The organism is Trabulsiella odontotermitis, assembly GCF_030053895.1.
Lineage (GTDB): Bacteria > Pseudomonadota > Gammaproteobacteria > Enterobacterales > Enterobacteriaceae > Trabulsiella > Trabulsiella odontotermitis_C.
In genome coordinates, this window is record NZ_CP125781.1 from 1,470,962 (window position 1) to 1,483,699 (window position 12,738).

Sequence of the window (12,738 nt, forward strand, 5' to 3'; positions counted from 1 at the left end):
CTTCTTATATAAGACCATTTCACTGCGTCCGGCGTGATCTCGCTGGCATTCTGTACTGACTAAATTTCACCCCGGTCCCGCAACAGAGACCCATAACGTTAAACAGTACAGACAATATGAAAACCATTTATATCGCAACTGAGAATGCTTTCTTACGTTCAGGCCTGATTGAACTGGCGCTGGAATCTGACATTACGCTTCAGCCCGCCAGAATCAATGAACCGGGTTTTATCGATTCGCTTGAGAAAGGCGATGCGGTCATCGTCCATATCGACAGAAACACACCGGCTGAATACTTTGATTACACTGTGCGGATCAACGAAAAGTGCCGCCTGATGCTGGTGCTCAACAACCCGAACCTGATGTACATCTGTGATGCGAGCGTGATCACCACGTCCAGAAGTTCACTGAAAGAGCTGATGCGTGCCGTGGGCGTGCTGATGAGCAACAAGAAGCTGGAAAACCAGATGCGCGTATGCCTGACGGCGAAAGAGAAAATCATCCTGCGTGAGACGATGAACGGTCAGAAAGTCGACCAGATTGCGAAAGTGCTGAATATGTCGCCGAAGACGGTTTATACGCACCGGGCGAATGTCTTTAGCAAACTGGGAGGCAGCAGTGTGAATGCCATCTACTCCCTGAAAAACAGAATCATGAAAGAAATGACAGCCTGATTTCAAGAAAGCAGTAGTAGACCGGTTGCCAGAGTCCAGTTTCCTTTGGACTCTGGCTTTTTTTGTACCTTAATGACGATGCCCATGACCGCGGCCACGACCGCGATGATCGTCACGGTCACGCCAGCCTTCGCGATAGCCGCGTTCATACGCGTTGCGCTTATCCCAGCCGCGATGGAGACCGTTGTCATGTCTCCACCAGCCTCTGTCACGCCATTCATAGTGACGATGCCAGTAATCCCGGTCGCGCCAGCGTCCGCCGTCCCAGTAGTTACCGTAATTGTCACGATCGCCAATTTGTAATTTTATCGATGGCAACAGGGTGATTTCGCCAGCGCTGGCAATCAGCGGCGCTGATGAGGCCAGCAATACTGCTGCAAGAATCATTGACCTGAACATACTCTTCTCCTTCACGATCGGGGCCATGAGCGGCCTGCTACCGCAATATTACGGGGTGGTAAAGCCCCGTATCATCGGCAACACTCTGAAACATGCAGTGAGAGCACTTTTTGCTAAAGGAAAATCTACTTTTCTCCGTTGAGGATCGTCTCAATTGTTGCGCGTTCTTGTGCGGTAAATTGCCGGTTCGCCAACATGCCCACCGCATCATCCAGTTGTGCGGTTTTACTGGCACCAATCAGCACGGAGGTGATTTTCTCATCACGCATCACCCACGCCAGCGCCATCTGCGAAAGTTTCTGCCCGCGTTGCGCGGCGAGAACGTTCAACTGACGCACTTTTTGCAATTTCTCTTCCGTAATCTGCTCGGGATTAAGAAAGCGGCTGCCGCTGGCGGCGCGGGAATCGGCGGGAATTCCGTTCAGATAGCGGTCAGTCAGTTGCCCACCCGCCAGCGGTGAGAAGGCAATACTGCCGACGCCTTTTTCCTGCAGCGTCTCCAGCAGGCCGTCTTCTACCCAGCGCTCAAACATCGAGTATTTCGGCTGGTGAATCAGACAGGGCGTCCCCAGGTCGTCGAGGATCTCAATCGCTTCCCGCGCCCGCGCCGCCGGGTAATTCGACAGCCCGACATACAGCGCTTTGCCCTGGCGGACGACATGATCCAGCGCGCGCATGGTCTCTTTTAGCGGCGTCTCCGGGTCCGGGCGGTGGTGATAAAAGATATCGACATACTCAAGACCCATACGTTTCAGGCTCTGATCGAGGCTGGCGATCAGGTATTTTCGCGAGCCCCAGTCGCCATATGGGCCGTCCCACATGGTGTATCCCGCTTTGGTGGAGATGATGAGCTCATCGCGCCAGGGGAAAAAATCTTCGCGCAAAATACGGCCGAAATGACTCTCCGCCGAGCCGGGCGGCGGGCCATAGTTGTTAGCTAAATCGAAATGAGTAATGCCGAGATCGAACGCATGGCGCAACAGCTGGCGGCTGTTCTCCACCTGCGTCACATCGCCGAAGTTATGCCATAACCCAAGGGAAATGGCCGGAAGCTTCAGTCCGCTGTGCCCGCAGCGGCGGTAGTCCATAGTCTGATACCGCGCACTATTTGCCTGGTAAATCATTCTCGTCTCCACAAATCGTCAGGGTGGGTAAGCACTTACACTAATGAATGTTCAACCCTGAGTACACTCCTGTTATTCGTAAAGCTGACGTTCCACGGGCTTTCTCCGATACATCCTGGACAGCATTAGCGCTTCTCTAATACTCAAATTTATCTTAACAGAGGAGGTAGTGACGCTATGCAACTGACTTACACCATTGGTGATTATTTACTGGATCGTCTCTCTGCGCTGGGCATCGACCACCTGTTTGGTGTCCCTGGCGATTACAATCTGCAGTTCCTCGATCATGTCATCGCGCATGATGCTGTGTGTTGGGTCGGTTGTGCCAACGAGCTGAACGCCGCCTACGCTGCCGACGGTTATGCCCGTATTCAGGGAGCTGGCGCCCTGTTAACCACTTATGGTGTTGGTGAGCTGAGCGCCATCAACGGCACCGCAGGCAGTTTTGCCGAGTATGTCCCGGTGCTGCATATCGTCGGCGCGCCGCGGACGTCGTCACAGCAGCGCGGTGAATTATTGCACCATACGCTCGGTGACGGAAACTTTAGCCATTTTTATGAAATGAGCGGGCCGGTGAGCTGCGCACAGGCGCAACTGACCGCCGATAATGCCTGCCGGGAAATCGACAGGGTATTACAGGAGATGATTGCCCACCGGCGTCCTGCCTACCTGATGCTACCTGCCGATGTCGCCAACGCGCCGACGTCGCCGCCGGGTTGTCCGCTGGCCGTTGAGTCGTCGACAGTGGATGACAATCAACTGGCCGAATTCAAAGAGCAGGCACACCGCCTGTTAAGCACCAGCCGCCGCGTTGTGTTGCTGGCCGATTTCCTCGCCCAGCGTTTTGGTCTGCAACAACAGCTCCAGGCATGGGTGGAATCACAGCCGCTGCCGCATGCCACCATGCTGATGGGCAAAGGGCTTTTTAACGAGCAACATCCGGCATTTATTGGCACTTACAGCGGTGTTGCCAGCGATAAACAAACCCGTGAAATTGTAGAAAGCGCTGAAACGCTGATCTGCGTCGGTACACGTTTCACTGATACCCTGACCGTTGGTTTTACGCATCAAATCAACACCGAAAAAACCATCGATCTGCAGCCGTTTGCAGCCCGGATTGGCAATCGCTGGTTCAGCGGTCTGCCGATGCACCAGGCGCTACCGGCGCTGATTGAGGTCACCGCCTCACTGGCGTCGCAATGGGTATCGCCGCACTATTCCAGCCGCCCGATCGCCAAAGAGAAACAGGGCGACCTGACGCAGAAAAATTTCTGGAGCACGATACAGGAACAATTACAGCCAGGAGATATCGTGCTGGCTGATCAGGGTACATCGGCGTTTGGTGTGGGCGCGCTGAAACTTCCCCGGGATGTGACGCTGATTGTCCAGCCGCTGTGGGGCTCGATTGGCTTCACGCTGCCCGCCGCTTTTGGCGCGCAGACCGCCGCGCCGGACAGGCGAGTGGTGTTGATTATCGGTGATGGTGCCGCGCAACTGACGATTCAGGAGATAGGCTCAATGATGCGCGACGACCAGCGGCTGGTGATTTTGCTGCTGAACAACGAAGGCTACACGGTTGAGCGAGCCATTCACGGGCCGGAAGAGCGCTACAACGACATTTCGCTGTGGAACTGGACGCAACTGCCACAGGCGCTCAATCTCGACAGCCAGGCGCAATGCTGGCGCGTCACGCAGGCGGTGCAACTGAAAGAAGCGTTAACCCTCAGCGAACAGCGCGACCGGTTAACGCTGGTGGAGGTGATGCTGCCCCGAATGGACATCCCGGATTTTCTCCGCGTGCTCACGCAGTCCATCGAAGCGCGCAATCAGACCGCATAATCACTCGCGCCGCTGCGCCATCATTACCGGTTTTCCTGCCAGCAGCAGCCAGGCTGGAAGCATCACGATGCACAGCAGCGGCAGGAGTGTGGTGTCCGGCACCACGACGGCGGCCATAAACAGGCTGAGCCAGCCATCGCGCGTCACTACCAGCACCAGCCCCAGAATGGCGCAGGAGACGGTAATCGCTGCCGGAACCGCATCCACATGGGCATGCAGCATCAGTCCAAGGGCGACGGCGACAAACACCGCCGGGAAAATGCGCCCACCGCGAAAACCACTGGCAGCGGCAACCACCAGCGCCGCCAGTTTTACTATCGCAATGAGCATAAAATCGGACGCGGTCAGCGTCTGGCTGAACGCCAGTTGCTGCATTTCATCCAGCCCCTTAAACAACGTGATATGCCCGCCCACCACGCCCAGCAGGCCAAGTAAAAAACCGCCCAGCGTGAGGATCAGGATCGGGTTTTTCAGGCGATGTAGCAGCGTATGCAGACGCGGCAGACACCAGACGGCGACCATCCCGACGGCGATCGCGATAATGGCGACGATGACTCCGCTGAAGATATCCACGATGCGCATCTGCCCGTAATGGGGGATCGGCAGTGAAAAATGAGGCATGAAAAAGAGACTGGTGGTCAACGCGCCAGCGGCTGCGGCGATAAGCGGCGCAAACAGGCGATCCCACAGCGGGGCATCACCGTTGCCACTCAGGGTTTGCGAAAAGACCAATGCAGCGGCGACCGGCGTGCCAAACAGCGCGCCGATGGTGCCGGCGGCGGCGAGGATCGTCCAGTCGAGGGTGTTCACGCGCGGGAATACGCGCGCGCCAATGGCCACTGCCAGCGCAATGTTCACCGACATGATTGGGTGTTCCGGTCCGAGGCTGACGCCGCCCGCCAGACCGATAATCAGCGCGAGGATCAAGCCTGGCAACGGTCCGGTGCCAGTTGGTGCGCCGATCAGCGGCTCCAGCGCCGGATCAGATCCCGCATGCCCCGGGCTGTAACGGATCACCAGACCCACCGCCAGCCCGGTCAGCGTCAGCATCACCACGATCCAGACACGGGAATCAAGACCCATGCCGAGGCTCAGCGGCAGTGATTGCCAGAGAAAGGTCTGTACCAGCGCGGCAACTTTCATCACCGCGACTAAAATCAGGCTGGATGCGATACCAATAATTAATGCCGGCAGGGAGAGCAGCAACATGGTGCGGGCTCGCGGATGGAGCATGGTGATTTCCTTTTAGTTTCAGTGTACAGCACAGTGCACCCGTTTACGGGAGGCGTCAGTGCAAATGGTGCTGAAACGATAAACGTAATCTGTGACGCAGATCGATAATCCTGGGGCGCTTGTGCGGCGGGCGTTGTCGTTCTGGCGTCATGAATTTACAGTGTTTGCAGAAAAGTATTCTGACTTTAGCGGAGCAGTAACAGAATGACAAAGTTTGCGTTAGTGGGTGATGTTGGCGGTACCAATGCGCGTCTGGCGCTGTGCGATATGATCAGCGGTGAGATTTCTCGGGCTAAAACGTATTCCGGGCTGGATTATCCCAGTCTGGAAGCGGTCGTACGTGTGTATTTAAAAGAGCATGATGTGGCGGTCGAAGATGGCTGTATCGCCATTGCGTGCCCCATCACCAGCGACTGGGTGGCGATGACCAACCATACCTGGGCTTTTTCTATCGCGGAGATGAAAAAAAATCTCGGTTTCTCACACCTTGAAATCATTAACGATTTCACGGCGGTATCGATGGCTATTCCGATGCTGAAAAAAGAGAATCTGATCCAGTTCGGTGGCGCAGAGCCGGTTGACGGCAAACCTGTCGCAGTATTTGGCGCAGGAACCGGGCTGGGCGTCGCGCATCTGGTACATGTCGATAAACGCTGGGTCAGCCTGCCGGGTGAAGGCGGTCATGTGGATTTTGCGCCGAACAGTGAAGAAGAGGGGATAATCCTTGAAGAATTGCGCGCGGAGCTTGGCCACGTTTCCGCCGAGCGCGTGCTTTCCGGACCGGGGCTGGTCAATCTCTACCGGGCGATTGTGAAATCAGACGGTCGTCTGCCGGAAAACCTGCAACCGAAAGACGTCACCGAGCGAGCGCTGGAAGACAGCTGCATCGACTGCCGTCGCGCGCTGTCGCTGTTCTGCGTCATCATGGGGCGGTTTGGCGGCAACCTGGCGCTGACGCTGGGCACCTTCGGCGGAGTGTATATCGCGGGCGGGATTGTGCCGCGCTTCCTGGAGTTTTTCAAAGCCTCCGGTTTTCGCGGCGCTTTTGAAGACAAGGGGCGCTTTAAGTCCTACGTGCAGGACATTCCGGTTTACCTGATTGTCCACGAAAACCCGGGGCTACTCGGTTCCGGCGCCCATCTGCGTCAGATCCTCGGGCAGTTCCTCTGAATTTAATGCCCGGCAGGCGCTGACCCGCCGGGTTTCCTCACAGATGCATCAACTGGCGAAACTCTTTCACTTTGCTGCGGCTGACCGGCACCTGAAAATCGAGATCCCGCAGGCGCAGAATGTAGGTGTTGTTAAACCACGGTTCGATTTCGCGGATCTTATTCAGGTTCACGCAAAAGGATCGATGGCAGCGGAAAAAGTGTGACGGTGGCAGTTTGCTGCAAAATTCGGTGATATTCATCGGCATCACGAAAGCTTCGCGCTTCGTATAAACAAACGTCATTTTCTCGTGCGCTTCTGCGTAATAAATATCGTTGATGCTGGTGACGATAATCTTCTCGTCTTTGATCAGGTTGATGGTGTCGTTTTCCCGCGTCACGCCGGGGCTACTGGCGCCCGACTGTTGCTGCCAGGCGTTTTCCAGCTTTTGCAGCATATTGATGATCCGCGACTCCTGATACGGTTTCAGAATGTAGTCAAAAGCTTCCAGTTCGAAGGCTTCCACCGCATGCTCTTTCCACGCGGTGATAAACACGATAAACGGCTTATGAGCAAACTGGCTGATGTTTTGCGCCAGCAATACGCCGTCCAGCGAGGGGATATTGATATCAAGGAAAATGGCGTCCACTTTGTTGTGCTGCAAAAACTTCAGCACGTCCAGCCCGTCGTCGAACGTGCCGATAATTTCCATCTGGCTGTGTTCTTTGATAAGCCAGGTCAGCTCCTGCTGCGCAAGGAATTCATCTTCAACAATAATGACTTTCATATGAACTCCTGATCAGGGTAACAGCGGGGCAGGTGTCGCGACAGGCGAACGCGCGTTCGGCACATAAAACGCAATCTCGGTGCCTGGCTCCAGGCGACGAATATGTAAACCTTCGCCATACAGCAGTTTCACGCGATGATGCACATTCAGCAGGCCGATTTTATTCCCCGGCATCTCGTTGGCTTCCACCCGTTCCACCACGCCCGGGTCAATGCCGTTGCCGGTGTCGCGAACGCTGATGCGCACCCGATGACCACACTCTGTCACGCTAATCGTCACCACGCCTTTGCCTTTGCAGGGCTGAATACCATGCACGATGGCGTTTTCCACCAGCGGCTGGATCAGCAGGCTCGGGATCACGCAACTGACCTCGTCATCAATGTCATAAATAACCGTCAGTTTGTCACCAAAACGCGCCTGTTCTATCGCGATATAATCCTTTATCTGGTAAAGCTCTTTCTTGATATCAATCTGTTCATCGTCTTTTAATTCAATGTTATAGCGCAGATAGCGCGATAAATTGAAAATCAGCTGCCGGGCGGTATCAGGGTTCAGGCGAATCGACGACGAGATAGCATTGAGGGCGTTAAACAGGAAATGGGGATTTATCTTGCTTTGCAACGCGCGCAGCTCTGCCTTATTTGCCATTTCGCGTAACTGTTCGGCGCGGGAGACCTCCAGTTGCGTGGAGATAATCTGCGACAGGCCGATCGCCATCTCCTGCAACGACGAGGTGATCTGGTGCGCGTGGCAGTAATAAATTTTCAGCGTGCCGGTGACAATGCCTTTCTCCCACAACGGGATCACCAGCATCGAGTGTATTTCCGGGGTGCGGTGCGCTTCATCATTGTTTTTAATAATGATTTTCCCGCTACTGATCGCCTGGCGAGTCGTCGGACTGACGATGTCGTCGCTGTTGTGGTAGTTTGTTTCCCCGACGCCAACATAGGCCAGCACGTGCTCGGTATTCGTAATGGCGACGGCATCGGCATTGATATCGCGGCGAATAATATCGCAGACCTGGCGCAGCGATTCGCTGTTCACATGGCGAAACAGCGGCAGCGTCTTGTTGGCGATATCCAGCGCCAGTTTGGCCTGGCGCGCGGCGCTGGCCTCTTTTTCGCCTTCCACGCTCTGCACCAGCAGGACGATAAACCCGATGCAGACGCTGCCGAGGATCATCGGAATCCCGATTTTTGAAACAATATCGATGCCAAGCGTGGTAGTCGGCGCCCACACCACCACCAGGATCATGGTTAATGATTCGCACAGCATGCCGCCCAGGATCCCCGCCTTCCAGTGTTGCGCTTTCGCCACACGGCGATGGATCCAGCCAGATAGCACGCCTGCAAGAATACTGGTGATAAAGCAGGGCACCGCCGTAACGCCGCCGATGTCGATAAGATAACGGTGCGTCCCGGCAATCAGGCCGGTGATCACCCCTACCCAGGGGCCGAACAGGATGCCGCCGGACATCACCGCGATAATACGCACGTTGACCAGCGACCCTTCCACTGGCACGCCGGACCAGGTGCTGAACAGGGCAAACAGCGAGAAAATGGCGGTGACAGCCAGCAGCTCTTTCGGCGTATGGGCGGATTTGTGCAGCAGTTCGCGGAACAGGCGGATGCGGATCAGGAAGAACAGACAGATCAGCATCAATGCTGCCCGATCAAAGACCGCGAGCAGCATGGTGAATATTTCGTGCATGGAGGTGCCATCGATAACGCAGGGAAGGGTTATGATAGAAAACCTGGCGCGGAATGACCAGCTATCCCGCACCGGGCGCATAAACCGGAAAAACCTTAAATTTAAAAGGGGATTGCGAGTGAGTTTCCGTCATGAAAGGAAAACGTGGCAACCGCGAAAAATCGAAGTAAAAAAGCTGATGTTATTGTGTTAATTAAAAATATCATTTTGGCGATTTGCGGAACATCATTGCTGTTTTACTGGCTGAGAAGGTTCCCCTTTTTTCAGCATATCAATTATTTTTTGTTCACCCTCTCGACAGCGGGAAATTTTTCAGCGTATTTTCTAAAGACGCCACACACGTGGCAGCGTCGCTCGGACGGTCCGGGCGCTAACGTTACTCCGAGGAATCTATGGCTGACTTCAGTCCTGAACGTCGTTTTACGCGTATCGATCGTCTCCCCCCGTATGTTTTCAATATTACTGCCGAGCTGAAAATGGCTGCGCGTCGGCGCGGCGAAGATATTATCGATTTCAGCATGGGCAACCCGGACGGCCCGACACCGCCGCATATCGTCGAAAAACTCTGCACGGTGGCGCAGCGTCCGGATACGCACGGCTACTCGACGTCCCGGGGCATTCCCCGTCTGCGTAGGGCGATTTCCCGCTGGTATCAGGATCGCTATCACGTCGATATCGATCCTGAGACCGAAGCGATTGTCACCATCGGCTCAAAAGAGGGGCTGGCGCATCTGATGCTGGCGACGCTCGACCATGGTGATACGGTGCTGGTGCCGAATCCCAGTTATCCAATCCACATTTACGGCGCGGTAATTGCTGGCGCGCAGGTGCGTTCGGTACCGCTGGTGGAAGGCGTCGACTTTTTTAACGAACTGGAGCGCGCAATCCGTGAAAGCTACCCGAAACCGAAGATGATGATCCTCGGTTTCCCGTCAAACCCGACGGCGCAGTGCGTTGAGCTCGACTTCTTTGAGAAAGTGGTTGCGCTGGCGAAACGCTACGACGTGCTGGTGGTTCACGATCTGGCTTACGCTGACATCGTTTACGATGGCTGGAAAGCGCCGTCGATCATGCAGGTGCCCGGGGCACGTGATGTCGCCGTGGAGTTCTTCACGCTGTCGAAAAGTTACAACATGGCGGGCTGGCGCATCGGTTTTATGGTCGGCAACCCGGTGCTGGTTAACGCGCTGGCGCGCATCAAGAGCTACCATGATTACGGTACCTTTACGCCGTTGCAGGTGGCAGCCATCGCCGCACTGGAAGGCGATCAACAGTGCGTTCGCGATATTGCCGCGCAGTATAAACGTCGCCGCGATGTGCTGGTGAAAGGTTTGCACGAGGCGGGCTGGATGGTCGATACGCCGAAAGCGTCGATGTACGTATGGGCGAAAATCCCGGAACCGTACGCGGAAATGGGTTCGCTGGAATTTGCCAAAAAGCTGCTGAAAGAGGCCAAAGTCTGTGTTTCGCCCGGCATCGGTTTTGGTGACTACGGCGATACGCACGTCCGCTTCGCGCTCATTGAAAACCGCGATCGTATTCGCCAGGCGGTGAGGGGCATTAAAGCGATGTTCCGCGCCGATGGTCTGTTACCGGCACCGGCGAAAACGTCAGCCGAAGAGGCGTCATAAAAACGCAAACAGGAGCCAGATGGCTCCTGTTTTTTTTCGCATTATGCTCAGTTTAGATCATCAGGGCAAAGGTACCGGCCCAAACGATGACCATAAAAGAAATGCCCATAAAGAAATATTTCACGTCTCACCACTCCGCGTCGTACTGATACGCTCAAATGACTGATTATAGAGAGCTGACACCGACTCAAAACAGATTTAGGAATACTCCCGGTTTTGCTGCGGCACCACCTCAGAATTCTGTGCGATCTCGCTCCAGACGGCGCTAATGTACGCCTAAAAATCAGGGGTATCAAGAGAGATTTTTTTATTTATTTTTAGCGACTTACAACTGTCGTGATTCGGCGACAGATTAATTTCGCAGGGTAATATATTGCATTCGAGCGACGCTTCAAAACGGCAAAAAAAGGGCCGAATTACCTCATTGATTTAGCGTGTATTTCGGCCTGCGTTTGTCAGATTTTCTCAATCCATTCCTGCGGGTAGTGCGCGGGAACAAACCGCAGCGTTAACAGCATTAACCCTGCCACGCAAACGGCGTGAAAAGTCCAGTCCATAAGGTAATTGCCGCTGATGGTGCGCAGTACGCCGGAGAGATACGGCGAAAGCCCGGCAACGATAAAACCAATGCCCTGCATAAAAGCGACCAGCCGCCCGGCAATCACCGGGTGAGGGGAGTGGTCAAGCGCCAGCACCAGGCAGAGCGGAAACGCGCCGCCGAGCCCAAAGCCGCAGATGACCGCCCAAAAAATGGACATGTGCAGCGGGACGGCGATAAATCCGCAGAAACCGATCATTTGCAGGCAGAGGGCGAACAGCAACAGCTTACGGCGATCCTGATGGCGTGCCAGCATCGGCAGGATCAGCGCTCCTGCGGTTTGCCCGGCGGTCATCAGCGCCAGCAGCGTCCCGCTGAACTGGGCGCTGGCACCAAGCTGAATATAATACGGCGGCAGCCAGGCGATCAGGCTCGCATAGCCGCCATTGATCACACCAAAATAGAGCCCCAGCGTCCACGCGCGGGGATGAATAGTGATGCGGACGCGGGTGGACGCGGCCTTTTGTTCCTCCTGCGTCAGCGATTTGCTTTGCGGCCACCAGCCGATCAGTGCAATCACGGCAGGTAACGCCCACCACGCCAGTGACCGATGCCAGACATCGCTGTGCGCGGCGATCCACGGCGTTAGCGCAGCGCCCAGACCGCCACCGCCCATCAGTGCGGCGGACCACAGCCCCATCACTTGCGGCATACGGCGCTGAAAAAGACGTTTGATGACCGTCGGCATGACGACCTGAATGATCCCGATGCCGATCCCGCCGAGCAACGCACTGCTCAGCAGCAGCACGCTTTGCGGCGCCAGCTCGCGCATTAACGCGCCCGCGACCACCATCAGCAGACTCAACGCCACGCTGTTGCGCTCGCTGATGTGGTTGTTGATCCAGCTTCCCGCCAGCGCCAGTCCGCCCATCGCCACTACCGGCAATGCGGTGAGCAGGGCGGCGACGGTAAAACTCATCCCACTGGCGGCGCGCAACTGCGGCAGCAGCGGCCCGACGGAGGTCAACAGCGGCCGCATGTTGAGACCAATCAGCACCAGAACCAGCAGCATCAGGCCAAAACGGAATGTTTTATTCATGACTGCTTTTGTGCCCACCGCGCGTACAGCGCAACACCGTTTGCCTGCGGCAGATGATGAACCGGCAGCGATTGCTGCTCAATGGGGAGTTGTAACTGTTGATAGAGGGCGGCAGTAGAGAGGCTGAAGCGCTCACCGTCGTTGTTGCTGTTGGCAAAATAGACCTCCCGCACGCCGGTGAGGTACATCGCGCTCAGACACATCGGGCAGGGTTGTCCGCTGGCATACACGATACATTCGCACAGTGCCGCGCTGCCTGAGCGGGCTGATACCGCCCGTATCCCGTTCAGCTCCGCATGACCGGTGGGATCTTCGTTAAGATGCAGTGTATTCACGGCTTCCGCCACCACTTCACCATTACGTACAATTACCGCGCCAAACGGGCGTCCTCCCTGCTCAACATTGTGTTCTGCCAGTGCCAGCGCCTGTTGCAGATAGTCATCATGAGAAGGCATCGTTCACTCCTGTCGTCGAATCAAGGAAAGGCTGTCTCGTTATACAATAACGAGCAGGCTACGCGGATCGTTACATAAGGTAAAAGACTCATTTATGATA

The 12,738-nt window shown here is 55.5% G+C and carries 12 protein-coding genes; 4 read left to right on the forward strand and 8 right to left on the reverse strand.

Features of this window, described 5'->3' with window-relative positions; translation table 11 throughout:
* Positions 1 to 116 precede the first annotated feature (116 nt).
* Positions 117 to 674 (forward strand): helix-turn-helix domain-containing protein, encoded by a 558-nt coding sequence (locus QMG90_RS07060; protein WP_283283152.1) that lies wholly within the window; start codon positions 117 to 119, stop codon positions 672 to 674.
* A 69-nt stretch (positions 675 to 743) separates the two neighbouring features.
* On the opposite strand, the gene ypeC is transcribed toward QMG90_RS07060, so the two are convergent.
* On the reverse strand, positions 744 to 1,073 hold the full coding sequence (gene ypeC / locus QMG90_RS07065) for a DUF2502 domain-containing protein YpeC (RefSeq protein WP_054179491.1): 330 nt from the start codon (positions 1,071 to 1,073) through the stop codon (positions 744 to 746).
* A 125-nt stretch (positions 1,074 to 1,198) separates the two neighbouring features.
* Positions 1,199 to 2,197: an L-glyceraldehyde 3-phosphate reductase gene (gene mgrA / locus QMG90_RS07070; protein ID WP_283283153.1), complete on the reverse strand. Its 999-nt coding sequence runs from the start codon at positions 2,195 to 2,197 to the stop codon at positions 1,199 to 1,201.
* A 177-nt stretch (positions 2,198 to 2,374) separates the two neighbouring features.
* Between mgrA and QMG90_RS07075 the strand changes: the two genes are divergently transcribed.
* Positions 2,375 to 4,036, forward strand: a complete 1,662-nt coding sequence (locus QMG90_RS07075; RefSeq protein ID WP_283283154.1) for an alpha-keto acid decarboxylase family protein — start codon at positions 2,375 to 2,377, stop codon at positions 4,034 to 4,036.
* On the opposite strand, the gene QMG90_RS07080 is transcribed toward QMG90_RS07075, so the two are convergent.
* Positions 4,037 to 5,269, reverse strand: coding sequence for an ion channel protein (locus QMG90_RS07080; RefSeq protein WP_283283155.1), 1,233 nt, complete (start codon positions 5,267 to 5,269; stop codon positions 4,037 to 4,039).
* Positions 5,270 to 5,473: 204 nt separating this feature from the next.
* Between QMG90_RS07080 and glk the strand changes: the two genes are divergently transcribed.
* Positions 5,474 to 6,439: a glucokinase gene (gene glk / locus QMG90_RS07085; RefSeq protein WP_283283156.1), complete on the forward strand. Its 966-nt coding sequence runs from the start codon at positions 5,474 to 5,476 to the stop codon at positions 6,437 to 6,439.
* Positions 6,440 to 6,476: 37 nt separating this feature from the next.
* Here the strand turns inward: glk and QMG90_RS07090 are convergent, their stop codons facing one another.
* Positions 6,477 to 7,205 carry a LytR/AlgR family response regulator transcription factor gene (locus QMG90_RS07090; RefSeq protein WP_283283157.1) on the reverse strand — a complete coding sequence of 243 codons (729 nt, stop codon included), beginning with the start codon at positions 7,203 to 7,205 and terminating at the stop codon, positions 6,477 to 6,479.
* A 12-nt stretch (positions 7,206 to 7,217) separates the two neighbouring features.
* A complete protein-coding gene (locus QMG90_RS07095; RefSeq protein ID WP_283283158.1) occupies positions 7,218 to 8,915 on the reverse strand; it encodes a sensor histidine kinase in 1,698 nt (565 codons plus the stop codon).
* Between the two features lie 392 nt (positions 8,916 to 9,307).
* On the opposite strand from QMG90_RS07095, the gene alaC reads away from it, so the two are divergent.
* Positions 9,308 to 10,546 carry an alanine transaminase gene (gene alaC, locus QMG90_RS07100; RefSeq protein WP_283283159.1) on the forward strand — a complete coding sequence of 413 codons (1,239 nt, stop codon included), beginning with the start codon at positions 9,308 to 9,310 and terminating at the stop codon, positions 10,544 to 10,546.
* A gap of 52 nt (positions 10,547 to 10,598) precedes the next feature.
* Here the strand turns inward: alaC and ypdK are convergent, their stop codons facing one another.
* From ypdK to QMG90_RS07115, 3 genes are all read right to left on the reverse strand, one after another.
* On the reverse strand, positions 10,599 to 10,670 hold the full coding sequence (gene ypdK, locus QMG90_RS07105; protein WP_010723117.1) for a membrane protein YpdK: 72 nt from the start codon (positions 10,668 to 10,670) through the stop codon (positions 10,599 to 10,601).
* A gap of 331 nt (positions 10,671 to 11,001) precedes the next feature.
* Positions 11,002 to 12,156, reverse strand: a complete 1,155-nt coding sequence (locus QMG90_RS07110; RefSeq protein WP_283283903.1) for a cyanate transporter — start codon at positions 12,154 to 12,156, stop codon at positions 11,002 to 11,004.
* Between the two features lie 23 nt (positions 12,157 to 12,179).
* Complete coding sequence (locus QMG90_RS07115) at positions 12,180 to 12,638, reverse strand: nucleoside deaminase (RefSeq protein ID WP_283283160.1); 459 nt, start codon at positions 12,636 to 12,638, stop codon at positions 12,180 to 12,182.
* Between the last annotated feature and the right edge of the window lie 100 nt (positions 12,639 to 12,738).